At 50.6% G+C, this 23,489-nt stretch carries 20 protein-coding genes and 3 pseudogenes; 18 read left to right on the top strand and 5 right to left on the bottom strand.

From position 1 onward, the window contains the following. Window position 1 precedes the first annotated feature (1 nt). The 9 genes from hybA (at window position 2) to ACLD11_RS00075 (ending at window position 7,279) form a co-directional block, all read left to right on the top strand. A complete protein-coding gene (gene hybA, locus ACLD11_RS00115) occupies window positions 2-988 on the top strand; it encodes a hydrogenase 2 operon protein HybA (protein ID WP_001081721.1) in 987 nt (328 codons plus the stop codon). Then, a complete protein-coding gene (gene hybB / locus ACLD11_RS00110) occupies window positions 978-2,156 on the top strand; it encodes a Ni/Fe-hydrogenase cytochrome b subunit (protein WP_411014377.1) in 1,179 nt (392 codons plus the stop codon). The genes hybA and hybB overlap by 11 nt, the downstream gene beginning before the upstream one ends. Next, window positions 2,153-3,856, top strand: coding sequence for a hydrogenase 2 large subunit (hybC, locus tag ACLD11_RS00105; protein ID WP_000083044.1), 1,704 nt, complete (start codon window positions 2,153-2,155; stop codon window positions 3,854-3,856). Before hybB ends, hybC begins: the two co-directional genes overlap by 4 nt. After that, window positions 3,856-4,350: a HyaD/HybD family hydrogenase maturation endopeptidase gene (locus ACLD11_RS00100; protein ID WP_001221960.1), complete on the top strand. Its 495-nt coding sequence runs from the start codon at window positions 3,856-3,858 to the stop codon at window positions 4,348-4,350. Before hybC ends, ACLD11_RS00100 begins: the two co-directional genes overlap by 1 nt. Next, entirely contained in the window at window positions 4,343-4,831 is a 489-nt protein-coding gene (hybE, locus tag ACLD11_RS00095) for a hydrogenase-2 assembly chaperone (RefSeq protein ID WP_250292827.1), read from the top strand. The genes ACLD11_RS00100 and hybE overlap by 8 nt, the downstream gene beginning before the upstream one ends. Further along, window positions 4,824-5,165, top strand: coding sequence for a hydrogenase maturation nickel metallochaperone HypA (hypA, locus tag ACLD11_RS00090; RefSeq protein WP_000544945.1), 342 nt, complete (start codon window positions 4,824-4,826; stop codon window positions 5,163-5,165). Before hybE ends, hypA begins: the two co-directional genes overlap by 8 nt. A 27-nt stretch (window positions 5,166-5,192) precedes the next feature. Then, window positions 5,193-5,441: a hydrogenase maturation factor HybG gene (gene hybG, locus ACLD11_RS00085; protein ID WP_000334890.1), complete on the top strand. Its 249-nt coding sequence runs from the start codon at window positions 5,193-5,195 to the stop codon at window positions 5,439-5,441. 75 nt (window positions 5,442-5,516) lie between these two features. Further along, window positions 5,517-6,569 carry an ABC transporter substrate-binding protein gene (locus ACLD11_RS00080; RefSeq protein ID WP_411011896.1) on the top strand — a complete coding sequence of 351 codons (1,053 nt, stop codon included), beginning with the start codon at window positions 5,517-5,519 and terminating at the stop codon, window positions 6,567-6,569. After that, window positions 6,569-7,279 (top strand): molybdate ABC transporter substrate-binding protein, encoded by a 711-nt coding sequence (locus tag ACLD11_RS00075; RefSeq protein ID WP_023212697.1) that lies wholly within the window; start codon window positions 6,569-6,571, stop codon window positions 7,277-7,279. Before ACLD11_RS00080 ends, ACLD11_RS00075 begins: the two co-directional genes overlap by 1 nt. Window positions 7,280-7,346: 67 nt before the next feature. Here ACLD11_RS00075 and yghU read toward each other — a convergent pair whose 3' ends face one another. Next, the gene (yghU, locus tag ACLD11_RS00070; RefSeq protein WP_411014376.1) at window positions 7,347-8,213 is read right to left on the bottom strand and encodes a glutathione-dependent disulfide-bond oxidoreductase; all 867 of its coding nucleotides are present in this window, start codon (window positions 8,211-8,213) and stop codon (window positions 7,347-7,349) included. A 226-nt stretch (window positions 8,214-8,439) separates the two neighbouring features. Here yghU and gss point away from each other — a divergent pair, with 226 nt between their 5' ends. After that, on the top strand, window positions 8,440-10,296 hold the full coding sequence (gene gss / locus ACLD11_RS00065; protein WP_080110701.1) for a bifunctional glutathionylspermidine amidase/synthase: 1,857 nt from the start codon (window positions 8,440-8,442) through the stop codon (window positions 10,294-10,296). Between the two features lie 669 nt (window positions 10,297-10,965). Further along, window positions 10,966-12,021, top strand: a complete 1,056-nt coding sequence (locus ACLD11_RS00060) for a methyl-accepting chemotaxis protein (protein WP_000475253.1) — start codon at window positions 10,966-10,968, stop codon at window positions 12,019-12,021. Window positions 12,022-12,320: 299 nt separating this feature from the next. On the opposite strand, the gene uxaC is transcribed toward ACLD11_RS00060, so the two are convergent. The 3 genes from uxaC to uxuA all read right to left on the bottom strand — a co-directional run bounded on the left by uxaC (window position 12,321) and on the right by uxuA (window position 16,512). Further along, a complete protein-coding gene (uxaC, locus tag ACLD11_RS00055) occupies window positions 12,321-13,733 on the bottom strand; it encodes a glucuronate isomerase (RefSeq protein WP_411014375.1) in 1,413 nt (470 codons plus the stop codon). A gap of 11 nt (window positions 13,734-13,744) precedes the next feature. Beyond that, on the bottom strand, window positions 13,745-15,217 hold the full coding sequence (locus tag ACLD11_RS00050; protein ID WP_411014374.1) for a fructuronate reductase: 1,473 nt from the start codon (window positions 15,215-15,217) through the stop codon (window positions 13,745-13,747). 110 nt (window positions 15,218-15,327) lie between these two features. Continuing rightward, window positions 15,328-16,512, bottom strand: coding sequence for a mannonate dehydratase (gene uxuA / locus ACLD11_RS00045; RefSeq protein ID WP_000815487.1), 1,185 nt, complete (start codon window positions 16,510-16,512; stop codon window positions 15,328-15,330). Window positions 16,513-16,913: 401 nt separating this feature from the next. On the opposite strand from uxuA, the gene ACLD11_RS00040 reads away from it, so the two are divergent. The 6 genes and pseudogenes from ACLD11_RS00040 to ACLD11_RS00015 all read left to right on the top strand — a co-directional run. Beyond that, a complete protein-coding gene (locus tag ACLD11_RS00040) occupies window positions 16,914-18,218 on the top strand; it encodes an MFS transporter (protein ID WP_000784371.1) in 1,305 nt (434 codons plus the stop codon). 395 nt (window positions 18,219-18,613) lie between these two features. Continuing rightward, entirely contained in the window at window positions 18,614-19,492 is an 879-nt protein-coding gene (locus ACLD11_RS00035) for a carbon-nitrogen hydrolase family protein (protein ID WP_108638390.1), read from the top strand. A 38-nt stretch (window positions 19,493-19,530) separates the two neighbouring features. After that, entirely contained in the window at window positions 19,531-20,454 is a 924-nt protein-coding gene (locus ACLD11_RS00030; protein ID WP_108638389.1) for a polysaccharide deacetylase family protein, read from the top strand. Between the two features lie 723 nt (window positions 20,455-21,177). After that, window positions 21,178-21,663, top strand: a complete 486-nt coding sequence (locus tag ACLD11_RS00025; protein WP_411014373.1) for an Hcp family type VI secretion system effector — start codon at window positions 21,178-21,180, stop codon at window positions 21,661-21,663. After that, window positions 21,663-22,043, top strand: coding sequence for an anti-adapter protein IraD (gene iraD, locus ACLD11_RS00020; RefSeq protein WP_001543513.1), 381 nt, complete (start codon window positions 21,663-21,665; stop codon window positions 22,041-22,043). The genes ACLD11_RS00025 and iraD overlap by 1 nt, the downstream gene beginning before the upstream one ends. A gap of 72 nt (window positions 22,044-22,115) precedes the next feature. Further along, a pseudogene (locus ACLD11_RS00015) lies at window positions 22,116-22,427 on the top strand (transposase); the annotation flags it as partial. Window positions 22,428-22,484: 57 nt separating this feature from the next. Here ACLD11_RS00015 and ACLD11_RS00010 read toward each other — a convergent pair. Further along, window positions 22,485-22,703, bottom strand: a pseudogene (locus ACLD11_RS00010) (IS481 family transposase); the annotation flags it as partial. Between the two features lie 150 nt (window positions 22,704-22,853). On the opposite strand from ACLD11_RS00010, the pseudogene ACLD11_RS00005 reads away from it, so the two are divergent. Further along, a pseudogene (locus ACLD11_RS00005) lies at window positions 22,854-23,072 on the top strand (tyrosine-type recombinase/integrase); the annotation flags it as partial. Window positions 23,073-23,489: the final 417 nt, after the last annotated feature.

The following is a 23,489-nucleotide window of genomic DNA, read 5'->3' as shown; positions in this document are numbered from 1 at the left end:
CGTGAACAGACGTGACTTTATTAAAGCAGCTTCCGGTGGAGCATTGCTGTTGGGCGCCGCGCCGTCTGTCAGCCATGCGGCTGCAGAAAACCGTCCGCCGATTCCAGGTTCGCTGGGCATGTTGTATGACTCCACTCTGTGCGTGGGCTGTCAGGCCTGCGTCACAAAGTGTCAGGATATCAACTTCCCGGCGCGTAACCCGGAAGGGGAGCAGACCTGGTCGAACAACGACAAACTGTCGCCGTATACCAATAACATTATCCAGGTATGGCGTAGCGGCACGGGCGTGAACAAAGATCAGGAAGAGAACGGCTATGCCTACATCAAGAAACAGTGTATGCACTGCGTCGATCCTAACTGCGTTTCCGTTTGTCCGGTGTCGGCGCTGAAAAAAGATCCGAAAACCGGCATCGTCCACTATGACAAAGATGTCTGCACCGGCTGCCGTTACTGCATGGTCGCCTGTCCGTACAACGTACCTAAGTACGACTACAACAACCCGTTTGGCGCGCTTCACAAGTGTGAGTTGTGTAACCAGAAAGGCGTTGAGCGTCTGGATAAAGGCGGTTTGCCTGGGTGTGTGGAAGTTTGTCCGGCAGGGGCCGTCATTTTCGGTACTCGTGAAGAGCTGATGGCGGAAGCGAAAAAACGTCTGGCCCTCAAACCAGGCAGTGAATATCACTATCCGCGCCAAACGTTGAAAACGGACGACACCTATCTGCATACGGTGCCTAAATACTATCCACACCTCTACGGTGAAAAAGAGGGCGGTGGTACTCAGGTGCTGGTGCTGACAGGCGTTCCTTATGAAGATCTGGATCTGCCGAAGCTGGATGACCTTTCAACCGGAGCGCGCTCCGAGCATGTTCAACACACGCTTTATAAAGGCATGATACTACCCCTGGCTGCGCTGGCGGGCTTAACCGTGCTGGTTCGTCGTAATAGCAAAAACGACCATCACGATGGAGGAGACGATCATGAGTCATGATCCAAAACCGCTGGGCGGAAAAATCATCAGTAAACCGGTCATTATCTTTGGACCGTTAATCGTCCTGTGTATGCTCCTTATCGTGAAGCGTCTGGTCTTCGGGTTGGGCTCCGTTTCCGACCTGAACGGCGGTTTCCCGTGGGGCGTCTGGATTGCCTTTGACCTGTTGATCGGCACCGGCTTTGCCTGCGGCGGTTGGGCGTTGGCATGGGCGGTGTATGTCTTTAACCGTGGGCAATACCATCCGTTGGTGCGCCCGGCGTTGCTGGCAAGTTTGTTTGGTTACTCGCTGGGCGGCCTGTCGATCACTATCGACGTCGGTCGTTACTGGAACCTGCCGTACTTCTACATTCCTGGTCACTTCAACGTGAACTCGGTACTGTTCGAAACGGCGGTCTGTATGACCATTTATATCGGCATCATGGCGCTGGAATTTGCTCCGGCTCTGTTTGAACGTCTGGGGTGGAAAGTTTCCCTCAAACGTTTGAACAAAGTGATGTTCTTTATTATTGCCCTCGGCGCGCTGCTGCCAACCATGCACCAGTCCTCAATGGGGTCATTGATGATCTCGGCGGGCTATAAAGTGCATCCGCTATGGCAAAGCTATGAAATGCTGCCGCTGTTCTCGGTTCTGACCGCGTTTATCATGGGCTTCTCCATTGTCATATTTGAGGGTTCGCTGGTTCAGGCAGGCCTGAAAGGAAACGGTCCGGATGAGAAAAATTTGTTTGTTAAACTGACGAATACCATCAGCGTGCTGCTGGCGATTTTCGTCGTCCTGCGCTTTGGCGAACTGATTTATCGCGACAAGCTGTCCTATGCGTTTGCCGGCGATTTTTACTCCGCCATGTTCTGGATTGAAGTCGTCCTGATGGTCTTCCCGCTAGTGGTGCTGCGTGTGGCGAAACTGCGTAATGACTCTCGTATGCTGTACCTGTCGGCGCTGAGTGCGCTGCTGGGCTGCGCGACGTGGCGTCTGACCTATTCGCTGGTGGCATTCAACCCAGGTGGCGGCTACCACTACTTCCCGACCTGGGAAGAATTGTTGATTTCTATTGGTTTTGTGGCTATTGAGATTTGTGCATACATCGTACTCATTCGTCTACTGCCGATACTTCCTCCTTTAAAACAAAACGATCATAATCGTCATGAGGCGAGCAAAGCATGAGCCAGAGAATTACTATTGATCCGGTAACCCGTATTGAGGGTCATTTACGCATTGACTGCGAAATTGAGAACGGCGTCGTATCCAAAGCATGGGCGTCCGGCACCATGTGGCGCGGTATGGAAGAGATCGTGAAGAACCGCGATCCGCGCGATGCGTGGATGATTGTGCAGCGTATTTGCGGCGTTTGTACGACAACTCACGCGATCTCCTCCGTTCGTGCAGCGGAAAGCGCGCTGAATATTGATGTTCCCGTCAACGCGCAGTATATCCGTAATATTATTCTGGCGGCGCATACCACCCATGACCACATTGTCCATTTCTACCAGCTTTCTGCGCTGGACTGGGTGGACATTACCTCTGCGCTGAAAGCCGATCCGGAAAAAGCCTCCGCGATGCTGGATGGCGTGTCGAGCTGGCACCTGAACAGCGCGCAAGAGTTCACGAAAGTTCAGAACAAGATCAAGGATCTTGTCGCCAGCGGTCAGTTAGGTATTTTCGCCAACGGCTACTGGGGGCACCCGGCAATGCAGTTACCGCCGGAGGTCAACCTGATTGCGGTCGCTCACTATCTGCAGGCGCTGGAATGTCAGCGTGACGCTAACCGCGTGGTGGCGTTGCTGGGCGGTAAATCGCCGCATATCCAGAACCTGGCGGTCGGTGGGGTGGCGAACCCGATCAATCTCGACAGTATCGGTACGTTGAACCTTGAACGCCTGATGTACATCAAATCGTTTATCGATAAGCTGAGCGATTTTGTCGAGCAGGTGTATAAAGTGGATACCGCAGTCATCGCGGCTTACTATCCGGAATGGCTGGAGCGTGGCAAAGGCGCGGTGAACTACCTGAGCGCGCCGGAATTCCCGACCGACGGTAAAAACGGCAGTTTCCTGTTCCCGGGCGGTTACATTACCAATGCCGATCTGTCGACATACCGTCCGATCACCTCTCACTCCGACGAATTCCTGATTAAAGGTATTCAGGAGAGCGCGAAGCACGCCTGGTATAAAGATGAAGCGCCGCAGGCACCGTGGGAAGGCACTACGATCCCGGCTTACGACGGTTGGTCGGATGACGGTAAATACTCATGGGTCAAGTCGCCGACATTCTACGGCAAAACCGTTGAAGTCGGGCCGCTGGCGAACATGCTGTGTAAACTGGCTGCAGGTCGTGAATCCACCCAGACCAAGCTCAATGAAATCATTGCGCTTTATCAGAAGCTGACCGGCAAAACGCTGGAAATGGCGCAACTTCACTCTACGCTGGGTCGTATCATCGGGCGTACCGTTCACTGTTGTGAACTGCAAAACATATTGCAGGATCAATACAACGCGTTGATTGTAAATATCGGCAAAGGCGATTACACCACGTTTGTGAAGCCGAACATTCCGGCGACGGGCGAGTTCAAAGGCGTGGGCTTCCTGGAGGCGCCGCGCGGTATGCTGTCTCACTGGATGGTGATTAAAGACGGCATTATCAGTAACTATCAGGCGGTGGTGCCATCGACCTGGAACTCAGGTCCGCGTAACTTCAACGATGACGTGGGGCCGTACGAACAGTCGCTGGTCGGTACGCCGATCGCCGATCCGGCGAAGCCGCTGGAAGTGGTACGTACCATCCACTCCTTCGACCCTTGCATGGCGTGCGCAGTACACGTGGTGGACGCTGATGGCAATGAAGTGGTCTCGGTGAAGGTTTTGTAATGCGGATATTAGTCTTAGGGGTCGGCAATATTTTGCTGACCGATGAAGCCATCGGGGTACGTATTGTTGAAGCGTTAGAGCAACGATACACCCTGCCGGATTTCGTTGAGATTCTGGATGGCGGTACGGCGGGAATGGAACTTCTTGGCGATATGGCGAATCGGGATCATTTGATCATTGCCGACGCCATCGTGTCGAAAAAGAACGCGCCGGGAACCATTATGGTACTGCGCGACGATGAAGTTCCGGCGCTGTTCACCAACAAAATCTCCCCCCATCAGCTTGGGCTGGCCGACGTATTGTCGGCCCTCCGCTTTACCGGCGAGTTTCCGAAGAAACTGACCCTGGTCGGCGTTATTCCACAGTCGCTGGAACCGCACATCGGCTTAACGCCAACCGTAGAAGCGATGATTGAACCTGCGCTTGAGCAGGTTCTTGCTGCGCTGCGTGAATCCGGCGTCGAAGCAATTCCTAAGGAGACGGCGCATGTCTGAAACGTTTTCCGGATTCGACACGGCGCCCGTCGCCCGGATTCAGGCGGCATTTGAAGAGATAGCCCATCGTTCGATGCACGATCTTTCGTTTCTGCATCCGACTATGCCGGTGCATGTCTCTGATTTTACGCTGTTTGAAGGACAATGGACGGGCACGGTAATTACGCCGTGGATGTTAAGCGCATTAATCTTCCCTGGCCCGGACCAGATCTGGCCCGGGCGTACCGTCGGTGAAAAACTCGGTCTGCAACTGCCTTATGGCACGATGACCTTTACCGTTGGCGAACTGGAAGGCGTTTCGCAATATCTTGCCTGCTCGTTGATGTCGCCGCTTTCCCGTAGCCTGTCGCCGGAAGAGGGCGTCCGGCTGGCGGATGACTGCGCGCGGATGCTGTTATCCCTGCCGGTAAGCAATCCTGATGCGCCGCAGACAAGCCGGCGCGCATTGCTGTTTGGCCGTCGGAGCTGTGAGAATGCATGAGCTGTCTCTTTGCCAAAGCGCCGTTGAAATTATTCAGCAGCAGGCAGAACAGCACGGCGTGGCGCGCGTCACCGGCGTATGGCTGGAGATAGGCGCGCTTTCGTGCGTTGAAGAGCGCGCGGTTCGTTTCAGCTTTGATATCGCCTGCCAGGGGACTTTAGCGCAAGGGTGCGAATTGCACATCGACTACAGACCGGCCCAGGCCTGGTGCTGGGATTGCAGTCAGGTGGTGGAAATTCTCAGGCATGACGCGCAATGTCCGCATTGTCATGGCGATCGCCTGCGGGTGGATACCGGCGATTCGTTGAAAGTAAAAAGTATTGAGGTCGAATAACCCGCATTTTATTTCAGGTGGTTAATTATGTGTATTGGCGTCCCCGGTCAGGTGCTGGCCGTCGGAGATGATATTCACCAGCTTGCGCAGGTGGAAGTGTGTGGCATCAAACGTGATGTCAATATTGCTCTGATTTGTGAAGGTAAGCCAGCCGAGCTGATAGGGCAATGGGTATTGGTACACGTTGGTTTTGCGATGAGCATCATTGACGAAGACGAAGCGAAAGCCACGTTAGATGCGCTGCGCCGCATGGAGTATGACATCACCAGCGCGTGATCCCTTAATCACCTCTATTATATCGCTCTATAATCGTTGTATAATTATTTATATATCGATTATGGGGCGAAATCTATGAATAAATTTTTGCGCCAGCTCTCTCTGCTGGTGTTGCTTTTTTGCTGGCCGTTAATGTCACAGGCGGCGCGTACTTTTACCGATCAAATTGGCCGCCAGGTCACGGTTCCCGACACCGTCGACAGAGTGGTGGTGCTCCAGCATCAAACGCTCAATCTCCTTGTACAGATGAATGCCACTGACAAAATCGTTGGGGTCATGGCGAACTGGAAACAGCAATTAGGCGACGGCTATGCGCGTCTGGCGCCGGAACTGGCGCAAAAAGCCTCGCTGGGCGATCTAACGCACGTTGATCCTGAAAAACTGGTGGCGCTGCGCCCGCAGGTGGTGTTTGTCACGAATTACGCTCCGCAGGAGATGATCGACAAGATCAGCCGTCTTGGCATTCCGGTGGTGGCGATTTCGCTGCGCCATGATGTTGCTGGCGAGCAGGCTAAAATGAACCCGACCCTGGCCGATGAAGAGCAGGCTTACAACCGCGGGCTGCGTGAAGGAATAACGCTGATTGGCGATATCGTCAATAAACCGCAGGAGGCGAAAGCGCTGATTGAGGCGATGGATAAAGGTCGCAAGATGGTCAGCGACCGTTTGCAGTCGGTTCCTGAAAATGAGCGGGTTCGCGCCTATATGGCGAATCCGGAGCTGACCACCTACGGTTCCGGTAAATATACCGGTCTGATGATGGCCCATGCAGGGGCGCTGAATGTAGCGGCATCCACGGTGAAAGGCTTTAAGCAGGTGACAATGGAGCAGGTGATCGCCTGGGATCCGCAGGTGATCTTTGTCCAGAATCGCTATCCAAAGGTCGTCAATGAGATCCTGCACAATCCCCAGTGGCAGGTCATTGACGCGGTGAAGCATCATCGGGTTTACCTGATGCCGGATTATGCCAAAGCCTGGGGATATCCGATGCCGGAGGCGATGGGAATCGGCGAACTGTGGATGGCGAAAAAACTCTATCCGGAAAAATTCCACGATATTGACATGCAAAAGGCCGCTAACGACTGGTATCAACGTTTTTACCGTACTGACTATCAGGGCGTACAGTGATGCGAATACTGGCAGCGGGGAGCTTGCGTGTCGTCTGGCCGCAGCTAATGGCGGCGTTTCAGGCGGATGCGGTATGTGATTTCGGTCCGGCGGGGCTGTTACGTGAACGCATCGAAGCGGGCGAAGCGTGCGACTTTTTTGCTTCGGCGAACCTGGCGCATCCGCAGGCGCTGCTGGAAAGCGGGCGGGCACTGCGGGTCGCGCCTTTTACGACGAACCGTTTGTGTCTGAGCGTGCGGGCACAGGCGATGCGTGAAGGCGAGGACTGGCTGTCGCTGTTAACCCGGCGGGATCTGCGGATCGGCACCTCAACAGCAGGTTGCGATCCTTCCGGCGATTATACGCAACAGCTTTTTTCGCGGATGGGCAAGGAGGGCGAAGCGGTCCGAAAACGCGCGGTAGCGCTGGTTGGCGGCAGGCAGACTTTACCGTTACCGGCGGGCCGGCTGGCGGCGGAATGGCTCATCAATCATGATTACACCGATATCTTTATCGGCTATGCCAGCTATGCTCCCAGGCTACGGCTGGTTAATTCGCTGCGAGTGGTTGATATCCCGGAACCTTATAATCCCGTGGCTGAATATGGCTTTGCCTGCCTGAGCGAGCAGGGAAAAACGCTTGCCGACTTTTTACTGTCAGCACGGGCGAGGTTGATTCTCATGCAACATGGGTTTAGTGAAGCGCCGCATATGACACACTCGCAGAACTGATAAGCGAAGCGTCAGCAGGGAATACCATGCCGGATGATGACATTACTACCTCATCCGGCATCATGGTTTAACTTTGACGTTTATCTTCGGTATGGTTTTCGAAGTCGCTGGCGTCATGGCGTTCGTGAAGCTGTTCGTTCAATGGGCCGTTGGTCCGGTTGACAATGCGCCCCCGCTTTACCGCCGGACGTTCGGCTACCTGTTTCGCCCAGCGTTGTACGTTTTGATAACTTCCGGCATCCAGAAACTCCGCAGCATCATAGACATTCCCCAGCACCACGTTGCCGAACCATGGCCAGATGGCCATATCGGCAATAGTGTACTCTTCCCCCGCGATATACGGGTGGTGAGCTAACTGCTTATCCAGCACGTCCAGAAGACGCTTGGCTTCCATGGTGAAGCGATTAATGGCGTACTCAATTTTTACCGGCGCATAATGATAGAAATGACCGAAACCGCCGCCGAGGAACGGCGCCGCGCCCTGTAGCCAGAACAACCAGTTAAGGGTTTCTGTGCGCTTAGCCAGATCCTGCGGCAGGAAATGGCCAAACTTATCCGCCAGATAAACAAGAATTGCGCCCGACTCAAAAACCCGAATCGGCGGGTTGTGTGAATTATCGCGCAGCGCCGGAATTTTTGAGTTCGGATTGATGTCAACAAAGCCGCTGGAGAACTGATCGCCCTCGCCGATGCGAATCAACCAGGCGTCATATTCGGCGCCGGTCACGCCCAGCGCCAGGAGCTCTTCCAGCATAATGGTCACTTTCTGGCCGTTAGGCGTCCCCAGCGAATAGAGCTGTAACGGATGTTTGCCGACGGGCAGCGTTTTGTCGTGCGTCGGGCCGGAAACCGGGCGATTAATGTTAGCGAACGCGCCGCCGCCGGATTTATCCCACGTCCAGACTTTTGCGGGTTGATAAGTATTATCTGCCATATTGACCTGCCTTCACAGTGGTGGTGTTGAAGCAGTGTAGCAGCTTGCTAACCGGACATTTAACCGATTGGGACATTCCGGCGAGTGAAATTTTAACCTTCTGGCCTCAGTGTGCCTTATTGAGGTGTATGATTATGTCGACCTCTGTCCGGTTAGTGTCACAGAGCAGACAATCAGAGCGAAATCACGCCAGGCTGCTCAGGCGGTCTTGTTTTGAGGTAAGTGCATGAGCAAAGGAACCACCAGTCAGGATGCCCCCTTCGGGACATTATTGGGTTACGCCCCCGGCGGCGTAGCGATCTACTCTTCAGATTACAATTCCCTCGATCCGTGGGACGACGACGACGCAGCTTTTCGTAGCTACATCGACGATGAATACATGGGGCATAAATGGCAGTGCGTGGAATTTGCCCGCCGTTTTCTCTTTTTGAATTATGGCGTTGTTTTTACTGACGTCGGCATGGCCTGGGAAATCTTCTCGCTGCGTTTTCTGCGCGAGGTCGTGAATGACAATATTTTGCCTTTGCAGGCCTTCCCGAACGGTTCGCCGCGCGCGCCGGAGGCCGGGGCGCTGCTCATCTGGCAAAAGGGTGGCGAGTTTAACGAAACCGGGCACGTCGCGATTATCACCCAGCTCCTGGATAACAAAATTCGTATTGCTGAGCAAAACGTTATCCACACGCCATTGCCGCCAGGGCAGCAGTGGACTCGCGAACTGGAAATGGTCGTAGAAAACGGGTGTTACACCCTGCGCGACACCTTTGATGACACGACGATTTTAGGCTGGATGATCCAGACCGACGACACGCAATACAGTTTGTCACAGCCTGACATCGCGAATCAGTCGCTGGCGATTCGCGGCGCAAGACTGCCAGAGAAAGGTCAGTTTGACGGTCAGTGGCTGGATGAGCGCGATCCGTTACAAAAAGCCTATGTACAGGCGAACGGACACGTTATCAATCAGGACCCGTACCAGTATTTTACCATCACTGAGAGCGCTGAACAGGAGCTTATCAAAGCGACCAATGAGTTGCATTTGATGTACCTGCACGCCACGGACAAAGTTTTAAAAGACGATAATCTGCTGGCGCTATTCGATATCCCCAAAATTCTTTGGCCGCGTCTGCGCCTCTCCTGGCAGCGCCGTCGTCACCATATGATCACCGGTCGTATGGATTTCTGCATGGATGAACGCGGGCTGAAAGTCTATGAATACAATGCCGATTCCGCATCATGCCATACCGAAGCGGGATTAATTCTCGAAAAATGGGCTGAGCAGGGCTATACCGGTAAAGGGCATAACCCGGCGGAGGGCTTAATTAACGAGCTGGCAGGCGCCTGGAAACACAGTAAAGCGCGTCCTTTCGTCCATATCATGCAGGATGATGATATCGAGGAGGACTATCACGCGCAGTTTATGCAGCAGGCGCTGCATCAGGCCGGTTTCGCGAGCAAAATTCTCCGCGGGCTGGGCGAATTGCGCTGGGATGACGCCGGGCAGTTGATCGATGGCGACGGACGGCTGGTGAATTGTGTCTGGAAAACCTGGGCGTGGGAAACGGCGATAGAGCAGATACGCGAAGTCAGCGAGACGGAGTATGCCGCAGTGCCTATTCGTACCGGGCACCCGGAAAATGAAGTCCGGCTGATTGATGTATTACTGCGCCCGGAAGTGTTGGTGTTTGAACCGCTGTGGACGGTGATCCCGGGTAACAAAGCGATCCTGCCCATCCTGTGGTCGCTCTTCCCGCATCATCGCTATTTGCTCGACACGGATTTTACCGTTAACGATGAGCTGGTGCAGACCGGCTATGCGGTAAAACCGATTGCCGGACGTTGCGGTAGTAATATTGATTTGGTGAGTCATCAGGAAGAGCTCCTGGATAAAACCAGCGGCAAGTTCGCCACGCAGAAAAATATCTATCAGCAGTTGTGGTGCCTGCCGAAGGTCGCCGGGAAGTATATTCAGGTCTGTACGTTTACCGTGGGCGGTAACTACGGCGGTACGTGCCTGCGCGGTGATGATTCATTAGTCATTAAAAAAGAGAGCGATATTGAACCGTTAATCGTCATCAAAGCGTAACGGGGTCATTCTCGTCGGGATATCGGCGTTGGTACCGATATCCCGCCTGTTGTGTTTACCAGCGAACGGCTGTCAGCCTGTCATTTACTGGTAACATATGAGAAATAATATCAAAAATTATTCTTAACTTTTCTGACGCAGGCGGTGACGCTCGCCGCGTTGGCGCATCCGTTTCCTGATTTTCGACTAATCGATACTTTTTGCGGCTGGTTACGCCGCCCCTATCCCTTTGGATTTAGGTCATGCCTGTTTGGCTGGTAAACGGACAGCATAATATATTGATGAGTCCAAATGATATGATTGGTCATATAAAAAGTTTACGTTAGGTTATTTTTCTATTGCAAAAGTTTGCGTTTAAACCCTGTCTGCAATCTTCGGGCCGAGATATAGATACACCTAAGTAAATGCGGTTAATTATTATTCAGCTATTATTGTCAGCCTTGTAAATAATATTTCCGTATAAAGCAAAGCGACTTCCATTATGACTATTAATGGTATTGTTGAATAGTTTACTTTGTAATTATTTAAGTTTGGTGGACGTTTTGTCTTATTCTGGTGAGCGTATGGTTATGGCAGATGACAGCCGATTTTTCATTATGTTAGCATGAGTTGATAATACTTTATCCAGGCATAGATCAGGATGTCCACATATAATAAGGAGAATGGTATATGTTTAAAAAAGTATTAGGCTTGCGCCACTGGAATAATAATGTTGTAAAAATACCGCCGCCAGCAGAATCTGGCGCTAATGCGTCTGACGTGGTGGTGGATACTCCTGAGCCTTATGAGCGGATACTGTGTCAAAAAATTCTGATGGGGATCTCGACGATCGATATCATTCGTAATGCCATCATTAAGTCCTGTGAGCAGCTAAACATTGAAAAAGAACGCATTAATGAACTTAACGAACAGAATGATAAAGCCAGAAGTTCATTAAAATCGCTCGTGGAATTTATCACCGAAATTGGCACGACTTCATCGGATATTGGCTGTCGTATGGGCGACTTAAACACCTCCTTAACGCAAATTAATGCGTGTATTAAAGAGATACAGAAGATCGCTAACCAGACCAATTTGATAGCGATTAACTCCGCGATCGAGGCCGCGCGCGTAGGGGATGCCGGGCGTGGTTTTAGCGTTATTTCGAAAGAAGTGAAAAACCTGTCCGAAGATGTTAAACACAGTTCGAAAAGCGTCAGTACGTTAACCTCTGTAATCAAAGATAATACGGCCAGAGTGAGTGAGGTGCTGGATAACCAACAGCCGGTTATTGATAATATTACGACTAACATAAATCAAATTGTGGAGTCTATTGGCATCGTCATCGATAAATCGCTGAGCATGAAATCGGTCATGCAGTACATCTCTACGGTGCAGTTTTTGAATATTGTCAAAGTTGACCATGTTATCTGGAAAATGGAAGTCTACAAATTACTCTTAAATAAAGACATAAACAGTAAAATAACGATGCACGATCAGTGTCGGCTGGGGAAATGGTACTACGGTTTTGAAGGGCAGCAGTTTAGCAATTACTACAGTTTCCGTAGTCTGGAAGCGCCGCATAAAGAGGTGCATACCGCTGGTCACTCTGCGCTGAACTATTTTGCCGCAGGCGATATGAATGCGATGTCGCAAGAACTCGACAGAATGGAGCGATCCAGTAATGAGGTGGTTAACCAGCTGGAAATGCTGGCTGTCGATTTGTTAAAAGAAACCACACTGTGAAGTCATAAGTTATTACCGTATAACCAACAGGAGCCATCATCAACAGGACTGATGTATCACACTTTCTGCACTGGAGTTATTCCGGACAGAGAAAAAAAGCATGACGCAGAAGATGGCTGTGTTTGTTTACCCGAATCACTTACCTTAGTAAGTGATTCGGGATTAATTAGCAACCTCTTTGCTTTTTATCGGCGGCCAGACTTTGGCTGGAAAAGTGCGTTACTGCTAAATTTCTCACTCTCTTACCGCCTTCCTGCCCCTCGAAATACCTGAGACCTGTGCTCACAGATTAATAGCGATTATTTAATCGTGAAATAACGCTGGGCATTATTGAAGCAGATATCCTGAACCATACGGCTTAGCATCGCTTCATCATCAGGAATCTCTCCGTCCTGCGCCCACTGTCCCAGCAGGTTACAGAGAATACGACGGAAATATTCATGTCGCGTATAAGAAAGGAAACTGCGGGAGTCGGTCAGCATCCCGACAAACTGACTTAACAGTCCCATTTGCGACAGTTGCTCCAGTTGGCGCAGCATCCCGTCTTTCTGATCGTTAAACCACCAGCCGGAACCAAACTGCACTTTTCCGGCAATTCCCGGCCCCTGGAAGTTACCGATCATGGTCGCCAGGACTTCGTTATCACGTGGGTTCAGGCAATAGAGGATAGTCTTGGGCAGTTCATTGGTCACATCCATACTGTCGAGCAAACGGGAGAGCGCCCAGCTAATGTTATTATCGCCAATGGAGTCAAAGCCAGTATCCGGCCCCAGCAGGCGGAACATACGGCTATTATTGTTGCGGATCGCGCCAATATGTAGCTGCATCACCCAGCCGCGCGCGGCGTACTGACGGCCCAGCCAGACCAGCACCGCCGTGGTAAACTGGGCGATCTCAAGTTCGCTCAACGTTTCGCCAGCCAGACGTTTGCCCAGAATGGCGTCAAGCTGCGCGTCGTCGGGCACCGGTGCAAATCGCAGCGTTTCAATGCCATGATCCGACGCGCGGCAGCCGCAGGCGGCGAAATGGTCGAGACGGCGAGTGAGCGCCTGACGTAAATCGTCGAAACGGGTAATGCTGACATCTGCCGCCGCTTCCAGTTTCCCCAGGTAATCGACAAAGCCGTCCAGTTCGATTTTGAAAACTTTGTCGGGGCGCCAGCTTGGCGCGACTTCAATATCAATGCTGTCGTCGGCGGCTATCTGGCGGTGATATTCCAGAGAATCTATCGGGTCGTCGGTGGTTCCGACCATCCGCACATTCATCTGCTGCATAATACCGCGCGCGGAAAAGGCCGGCGTCGCCAGTTTCTCATTACACTGCGTCCAGATACTTTCTGCGGTATCCGGTCCGAACAGCGTACCTGTAATGCCAAATGGACGGCGTAGTTCAAGGTGCGTCCAGTGATACAGCGGATTACCCAGCGTTTTTGGTACGGTATTGGCCCAGGCCATATATTTTTCATAATCGCTGGTCTCTTTGCCGGTGATCAACGACTCATCCACGCCTGCGCTTCGTAGCGCTCGCCATTTATAGTGGTCGCCTTCCAGCCAGATCTGACCGAGGTTATCGAAACGGCGATCGTCGGCGATTTCCTGCGGACTTAAATGGCAGTGGAAGTCATAAATCGGCATGGGCGCGGCGTATTTATGGTACAGCGTGCGGGCAATGTCGTTTTTAAGTAGAAAATCTTCAGTCATAAACGTAGCCATGATTTATCTCCTTACTTAGCCAGCGCTTCTACCGTGGCTTTCGCGCCGTTCTGCAATAGCTGTTGGTAAGCGTCGGTAACGGCTTGCACAAATTCGTGGTTCTTCGGCAGGTCGCTGCCAAAGATAGACTCGATGGCCAGTAGCCCGCGAACGCGTTCTTCCGGCGTCTGATATTGCTGATGAATCGCCTGATACTGCGCGAGCAGCGGATCGACGACATCAATGGTTTTACCTTGTTCATCGATACCGCCGACGTAACGCATCCATCCGGCGACGCCCAGCGTCAGGCGGCGATAGTCATCGCCCTGTTGCAAGTGCAGACGTACCGGGTCCAACAGACGCTGCGGCAGTTTCTGACTGCCATCCATCGCGATCTGCCAGGTGCGATGTTTCAACGAGGGGTTAGTGAAACGCGCGATCAACAAATTCGCATACCCTTCCAGATCGGTGCCTTCCGGCATTGACAACGTCGGCGCTTGTTCATCAAGCATCAGCGCCAGCGCCGCGCGACGGTATGCCGGGTTGGTCATGGTATCGGCGATAGTGTCATACCCGCCGAGATAACCCAGATAGGCGAGGAAAGAGTGACTGCCGTTAAGCATACGCAGCTTCATCATTTCAAACGGTACGACGTCTGCAACGAATTGCGCGCCGACGGTGTCCCAGTCCGGGCGACCATTCACAAAGTTATCTTCGATGACCCACTGGCGGAAGGGTTCGCAGGCGATAGCGCAAGGATCATAAACCCCTAACTGGTCGGCAACCAGCTGTAGCGTCTCTTCGGTCGCTGCCGGAACAATGCGGTCAACCATGGTGCAGGGGAAGGTCACATTGTCGGCAATCCATGCGGCGAGGGCGGCATCGCGAGCTTTCGCCAGACCGAGGACGGCAGCCTTCGCGACGTGACCATTCTCGCGCACGTTATCGCACGACAGCACGGTAAAAGCTTTCAGTCCTTGCTCCCGGCGCATGTTTAGCGCTTCGACAATATAGCCAATGGCGGATTTAGGCTGCTGTGGATGGGCAAGATCGTTTTGGATCAGCGGGTTATTGACATCAAGCTCGCCGCTGGCGGGGTCGGTGCAGTAGCCTTTTTCGGTCACGGTTAAGGAGACGATGGCGGTTTCCGGGCGCGCCATTGCCGCCAGAATCCCTGCATGGCCGTCGAATTCAGGGTACAGCGCTTCTTTCATTGAACCGATAATTTTCAGTTCGGTGCTTTCTGCGCCGCGTTCTGCAACGGTGTACAGCAGATTTTGCGCTTTCAGGTTCGCGATCAGCCGCGCGTCGTTACCCGGCATCAGGTTCACTTCACAAATGCCCCAGTCGCTGTCGCTCTTTTCCAGTAAATGATGGGTAAAGAGCGCCTGGTGCGCGCGGTGAAACGCCCCGCAGCCCAGATGCACAATACGGGATACCAGACGTGATTTGTCCCAGTTTGGGCGGGCGACGGAAACCTGGGCGGTGGCGATATTCTGTTCCATTGCAAACTCCTGTCATTCGACGTCTTCGCCCGCGATCTCCGGGGCGAGGCATGTTGCTATTGCATTGAGTAGGGGAAATCGCATGACGCGTCGCGCCATGCGAAAGAAGGTTATTTGCTAAAGAAAGCGCGCTGGATAGCCAGTTCGACGCCGCGGACTTCCGCAAGCCCTTTCAGACGGCCAATGGCGGAATAACCCGGATTCGTTTTCTTCTTCAGATCGTCCAGCATCTGATGACCGTGGTCCGGGCGCATCGGGATCAGATCGTCGCTACCTTCGGCTTTACGACGGTGCTCTTCTTCCACAATCGCTTTAACGACTTCATACATATCCACATCGCCGTGCAAATGGGCGGCCTCGTGGAAGGTCTTCGGATTCTCTTCGCGCAGCGTAGAGCGCAGATGCGTAAAGTAGATGCGCGGACCAAATTGCTTGATCATATCAACCAGATCGTTGTCGGCGCGCACGCCGTAAGATCCGGTACACATGGTGAAGCCGTTCGCCATGCTATTAACGGTTTCCACCATCCATTGCATATCTTCAATGGTAGAGACAATGCGCGGCAGGCCGAGAATAGGGCGCGGCGGATCGTCAGGGTGAACGGCCATACGCACGCCAACCTCGTCGGCAACCGGAATAATGGCTTTCAGGAAATAGGCAAAATGTTCACGCAGTTTTGCTTTATCGATATCTTTATACGTCGCCAGGTGTTGACGGAACTGATCCAGCGTATAGCCTTCTTCCGCGCCAGGTAAACCGGCAATAATGTTGCGGGTCAGACGTGCTTTGTCTTCCTCGCTCATGGTGGCGAAACGCCGCTCTGCCTGAGCAATCTCTTCTGCCGTATAGTCGGCTTCTGCTCCCGGACGCTTCAGGATGTGCAGTTCGAACGCGGCGAATTCAATCTGGTCAAAACGCAGCGCTTTTGAACCATCCGGTAATACGTATTCCAGATCCGTACGTGTCCAGTCCAGCACCGGCATAAAGTTATAGCAAACCGTATAGATACCGCATTGCGCCAGGTTACGCAGCGTTTGCTGGTAGTTTTTGATCCATAAATCGTACTGACCGGTGTGGGTTTTGATATCTTCGTGGATAGGTACGCTCTCTACCACAGACCACTCCAGACCCGCCTCTTCAACGATAGCTTTACGTTTCTGGATCTCGTCTACCGACCAAATTTCTCCATTCGGGATATGGTGTAACGCCGTTACCACGCCGGTTGCGCCAGCCTGGCGTACATCTGACAGCGTTACCGGGTCGTTAGGTCCGTACCAGCGCCAGGTTTGTTTCATATCTCGTTTCCTCTTCTTGCGATAACGTCTTCGTGGTTGACCCATTGCCAGCCAACTTCGAAACGTGCTTTGTAAACCCGTTCTGCCCCCTAAATTCAACCAAAATTTTTCTCATGTCAACCTTGCTGTTTAAATTGGCTAACCAAATCACAAATATCATCATTCACGGTCTGCCAATTTTAATTATTTGATCTGCGTCAATTTTTGCTGGATGAAAAGCATTCACCATTCAACTTGAAATGAGTTGATGTATTTATTTCAAAATATTAAGGGCGGGAGTTGCCGCCAGATTTTGACCGGTCCGGTGAGAAAATATTGATTGGTCAACCAATTTTGTGATTTCAGTTTTCCCGCTACAGGTCAGACGGCGCGGAGCTAATGTTTTTTAACGAGGCTTTATCATGAAGATGACAAAATTAAGATGGTGGATTATCGGCCTGGTCTGCGTAGGGACCATCGTAAACTACCTGTCCCGTAGCTCGCTTAGCGTTGCGGCGCCAGCGATGATGAAAGAACTCCATTTTGATGAGCAACAATATTCCTGGGTGGTGAGCGCCTTCCAGCTTTGTTACACCATTGCGCAGCCGATCACCGGCTATTTGATGGATGTCATCGGACTGAAAATCGGCTTCTTTATTTTTGCCTTGTTGTGGTCGCTGATCAACATGGCGCACGCGCTGGCCGGCGGCTGGATAAGCCTGGCATTTCTGCGTGGTCTGATGGGGCTAACCGAAGCGTCAGCGATTCCGGCCGGGATTAAAGCCAGCGCCGAATGGTTCCCGACGAAAGAACGCGGTATTGCGGGGGGACTGTTTAATATCGGTACTTCAATTGGCGCGATGCTGGCGCCGCCGCTGGTGGTCTGGGCGATGCTGACTTTTGCTGATAGCGGCATCGGTACTGAAATGGCGTTTGTGATTACCGGTGGGATCGGCGTGCTGTTCGCCATCACCTGGTTCCTGATTTATAACTCGCCAAATAAACACCCGTGGATCACCCACAAAGAGCTGCGTTATATCGAAGACGGCCAGGAAAGCTATCTCCAGGACGATAACAAAAAACCGGCCGTTAAAGAGATCGTTAAAAAGCGTAACTTCTGGGCGTTGGCGATAACCCGTTTTCTGGCTGACCCGGCATGGGGAACGCTGAGTTTCTGGATGCCGCTGTATCTGATTAACGTGATGCATCTGCCGTTAAAAGAGATCGCCATGTTTGCCTGGCTGCCGTTCCTGGCGGCGGACTTTGGCTGCGTTGCAGGCGGTTTCCTGGCGAAGTTCTTCATGGAAAAGATGCACATGACCACGATCAATGCGCGTCGTTGTAGCTTTACCATCGGCGCTGTTTTGATGATTTCGATCGGTTTTGTCAGCATTACGACTAATCCGTATGTCGCCATTGCATTGATGAGTATTGGCGGTTTTGCGCACCAGACGCTGTCTACCGTCGTGATTACCATGAGCGCTGACCTGTTCAAGAAAAATGAGGTCGCGACGGTTGCCGGTCTGGCAGGATCTGCGGCATGGATGGGACAGTTAAGCTTCAACCTGTTTATGGGGGCGTTGGTCGCTATTATCGGTTACGGCCCGTTCTTCATTGCACTCAGTCTGTTCGATATTATCGGTGCCATCATCCTGTGGGTACTGATTAAAGATCCAGAAAAGCACCACCCGCCAATGACGGAGCAGCCGCTGGCGTCTCACCGCTAAAGCTGTCTCGGTTTCACAGGCCTGATAAGCGAAGCGCTACTGGCCTCTAACGGCCACCTTCGGGTGGCCGTCTTCATCACCCTTATCGGTAAAAATACGCGTTGGTTTTATACCAGCGCGTTATCCTTTAGTTTGCCTGATTATTTTCAGATGCTGAAAATAATATTGTGGTAAGAGTTATTGTTTTTCGCCAGGATTTTTATCGACTCTCTGCCTCGCTACGATCATCGATAAAATTCCCTTTATGTAAATAAAGGTTAAATGCTTCTACTCTTTTTCTCATATATTTTGCGCAGCCTCACAAAAAATAACCTGATGTAGTAATGCCCACTATATAATATGCTCCATACACTATACGTTAATTGGAGTTTAAATTTCATGCCGGGGATATCACGATGTCACGTAATTTTACTGTTTCAGCCTGTCAGTATATTGTTACTGAAATAAACACTTTTGAAGATTTCATAACAAAGGTAAGAATACTTCTTAATAAAAGTCAGGGGGCTGATGTCGTTATCTTCCCGGAGCTATTTACCATTGAGCTATTTACCCTATTGAAAAAATGGCAAGAAAGACCCATTTCACACCTTACTTTAATTGATCAGTTCACGGATGCCTATAAGCAGCTTTTTCAACAGGAAGCGAAAGAAAGAGGACAGTTCATTATTGCTGGCTCTCATCTGGAGCAGACCGGAGCAGATCGCTATGAGAATGTTGCGCATATATGGGGACCCGATGGCGAACATTATGCTCACAGTAAGACGCATATTTTCCCGGCTGAACGGGGTTGGTATACTCAGGAAGGCGATAAAATGGCTGTTTTTCAACTGCCATTTGCAAAAGTAGGTTTTAATATTTGTTATGAAGCAGAAATACCGGAGTGTGCCGCGACGCTGGCGGAACAGGGTGTGGAGTTAATTTTAACGCCTTCCGCTACGTTTACTGAACAGGGATTTTGGCGAGTCAGGCATTGTTGCCACGCACGTTGTATTGAAAATCAAATTTATCTTGTTCACTGTTGCCTGGGCGGAAACCCGGGTGGACCACTGCCTGGCTGCTGGGCCCGAAGTTCAATTTTAAGCCCCTGTGATGTCGTGTGGAACAATCCACAAGGTATTATTGCAGAGGCGCATGTCAATCAAGAGGATGTCATTTCAGGAGAAATTAACCTCGATGTTCTATATGAAAATAGACTTGGGGGAGCAGCAACAACGTTCAAGGACAGACGCAGAAAAACAGGCATATATAATATCTGGCCATCACACATTAAATAACAGAATGTGTCCCTTCTATGTATTAACTGGAGGTCGTTATGGGATATTTAAATTTACCTGAGGGTAAAAAGATTGCGGTCAATCTTGGTGTTGATGTAGATGCTCAGTCTTTATGGCTGGGCGGATTTAATCGACCATCGCCATCCTTTATGTCACGAGGAGAGTTTGGTGCACAAGTTGGCGTACCAAGGCTTCTGAAATTGTTCAAAGAAAATAATATCAAAACCACCTTTTTTATTCCCGGACACACTGTAGACACCTTCCCGGAAATCAGTAAAGCGATTTTTGATGCCGGGCATGAAATCGCTCACCATGGCTACTATCATGAAAACCCGACGCTGGTGAATCGTGATACAGAACGCCGACTTATGGATCTGGCGTTCGCCTGTTATAAAAGACATTTCGGCATACGTCCTGTGGGATACCGTTCTCCCTATTGGGATTATAGCGAGAATACGCTGGATCTTCTGGAGGAAGCCGGTTTTCTCTATGACAGTAGCCTGATGGCGAGAGATCTTGTGCCTTACCATCCTCAACGTTGGCAGGTGAATTGGGAGACGGGAAATATCGCAGGCCCGGCCAGCGCGATTCTGGAAATTCCTGTTAGCTGGTATCTGGATGATTTTCCCGCACTGGCGTATACCGGCAACCAGGAGGGGATGAGCGATACTGACGGTGTTCTGCGACGCTGGAAGGATATTTTTACCTATGCTTATAACCATCAGGAAAACGGCTTATATGCGATGGCCCTTCATCCGCAGATAATCGGTCATGGGCATCATATGATGATGTTGTCACGTTTGATTGAACATATTAAAGGGCATGATGGCGTATGGTTTGCAACCTGTGAAGAGATAGCCAGTGTCTGGGTGGATGACGAAGAGGATCGACAAAAAATGCTCCGTCCTGATGTTCGTGGCGTAGCGCCGGTTCCGGATGATTATGGCTGGCCAGGCAAATGATATCACCTCATGACAATGTTAATATCAGTCGGGTAACGGATTACCCGGGCAGAAGTTACCTGTTTGCCCGCTCGTTAATGCATATTGTCCATCAGAAAGGGAGACTATCCCGGGACGTATAAAATCTTTTTTATTTCGGTCAAAACGTTAATCAACAAGAATAGTTTGTTTTTTGATTTAAATCATTTTTTGTGTTCACAGGAAAATAAGCAAATAACATTTATAATGTGAGTATTAAGAAAAATAAAATTTCCATAGTGATTAATTTTTATTTAAAGCTTTGATTTTTAATGTTTTTGTGTGTGTTAATTGATGTAAATCAATTTGTATATTTTTATTAAATAAGTAAAAATTAAGTTGATATTTGCTTTTTGATGTGTTTTTTATATATAGCTGACTATTATTCTGAAATGTCAATTTTTGAATGATGACGCTGTGATACCGGCACCAGGGATACTTTGCGATAAAAGGGATTGAATATGGCAGAGAGCGTTCAGTATAACCTCAATTGTATTTGGCCACAGCGGGCCAAAACCCTCTATTGCATTGCAACCAGCCGAATAACGTTCATCAGACGCGGGTAAACGTTGGCAAAATCCCTGCAAACCTGGCGCTTTTCACGCTGTATTTTTGGTAGTTGCGCTTTTAATAAGAGTCACAAGCGTTGGCCGCCGGTATTCGTCTGGCTGTTGAACTGCCACCTGATCAACAAGGAGATAAATCATGGATGTGATTTTTTTAAAGCTCGACAATATCAAAGGCGAAAGCCAGGTTGAAGGCTTTGAAGATCAGATAGAGATCATGTCTTATAGCCACAATGTGGCAATGCAGGTAAATAACGATGTTAGCCTCACTGAGCGGACTTCCGGGCGCACGCATGTTGGTGAAATGTCGCTCACCAAATTTGTCGACCTCGCCACGCCTGTGCTCAATGAGTACTGCTGTAGCGGGAGGCTAATTAGAACAGCGGTGCTGACGTTGTGCCGTAATGACGACGGCAAAATGCGGTCGCTTATCGTTTATACCCTGACAAACGCGCTGATATCACAACTCAGTGTTAGCGGCGGCGCCGGCGGTAAGCCAGTGGAAACGATGTCGCTGAACTTCACGAAAATCGAATGGCAAATCACTGCCGAGAAATCAGACGGCGCTCAACAGGAGTCCAGAACGTCAGTATGGGATCTGGCGATGGACCAGATAGGGAAATGATGATGACGCCAACCATTCCGGTCGCGCTATTCGACAGGCTCTTGGTTGAGGGGATAAGCCCACATGAATTGGTACGCCGCAAGTTAATGTGTTTATTCAACTCTTGCGCTGTGGCAGGTGGCGAGACATTACCGCCGCTGCTCACTCGGGGTATGCCGGAATGGCACGAGGTGAATGTGGGTGACAAACGGGTTCTCAACTGGTTTTGCCGTGAGCTTCGCGCTGCTATTTTACGTTATGAACCGAGCATCAACATGCTGAAAGTCAGTGTAAAAGATGCCCATCATCAGACGCTGGCGTTGTCTTTGGAAGCGATGTTACAGGATGAGTCTGAACCGTTAAGACTGGAGATAGCCTACTCTAACGGTAGATGGCGCTAGTAATGCAGAAAAGAAGATAGTGTTAGGAATTCTGTGTCATTCCAGTAATATACAATCAAAAAGGAATGACACATGTCCCAGCCCTTCGATTTCGACAAAGCACTTAAAGCCCTCCAGTCCGGTCAGGCATTAACGGGCAATGATGGTATTTTAGAGCTATTAATCAATAAGTTAACCTAAGCGGCTCTGTCTGCTGAGCCTGACTCTCATCTGGCTCAGGATGTGGAAGCGAACCGTAAAAATGGTTCCGGTAAAAAGACCATTAAGGCCCCGACAGGCAACTTCGAACTGACAACCCCGCGCGATCGTAACGGCACTTTTGAGCCACAACAGGTGAAGAAACATCAGACTACGCTGTCCGACGAGATCGAACGCAAGATCATAGTATTAGCTCAGACCTGATCTGACAGTTACCGGTTATTTATACAGGTATCTGTCAGATTACATCTGGTTTAAATTTTTCTCAGCCCAGATGCGCTTTCCATCAAGTAACGTTTCCATCGGCGTCCGGCCGCAGCACATTTTTCCCTGATGGGTTCGCTCATTATTATAGTGAGCCAGCCATTCATCAAGATCCGATTGTAATGCTTCAAGATCACCATATAACTTTTTGCGGAACGTCACCTGATAAAACTCCTGCAAGATAGTCCTGTGGAACTGTAAATAGACCCACTTTAGTCCCATGCTTTTTTTGAGATCCCGGCCAAATTGATGACCCTGGCCCAAATTCAGTACAGTGCTAAATCAGAGATCTTCGTCTTTCCGGAGACTTCGGATAAATTCAGCCGGAGTCATATTGTTCAGTGACTCATGCGGGCATTCTTCCGGCGCTTATCCCGGGAGTGTAAGTTCACGATCACACCGCACCGGTTCCGGCATACGGTGGCAACCCATATGATGAAATCACCTGAACGTAATTTGTACGCGGTGAAGAAACTGCTGGGCCATGTCAGCATCACATCGACGCTGGAATACATTGATGAAAGTGTTGATAGCCTGCGGGATATACTGGAAACGGAGTTGATGTAGCGGCCTGATGAATGTGTCGCTGACACAATTTGACATTAACAACAAATATCTGTAAAGATCACGCACGAAAAAACAGACTTGCTCCAACAAGTCTGTTTTCCAAGAGCCTTTTTTCAACCACAAGTAACAGCGTTACATCGTGTTTTTACTGGCTCGCCTTCGTGTCCGTCAGGATTGCATCTTGCAAATCTGACCAACCGGCTTTGAATAGTGGTGCCGGACTCGGAATCATATCCACGATTAACACGTTGTTTGTTATTAGTTTTGTTGGTATTTCTCGTAAACAGCGCCCCCACGAAGGCCCCCATAAAAAATCGCTTTGTTTTTGTGAGGGTTATCACGAAAAATTGTTATTTGGCGGACGGGGATTCGTTATATGTGGAGTCAGGTCCACATATAACGTGTTCTAAAAACACC

This window comes from Salmonella sp. 741265116_PST (assembly GCF_046567715.1).
Lineage (GTDB): Bacteria > Pseudomonadota > Gammaproteobacteria > Enterobacterales > Enterobacteriaceae > Salmonella > Salmonella enterica.
This window is presented reverse-complemented; position numbering and strand designations above follow the sequence as displayed.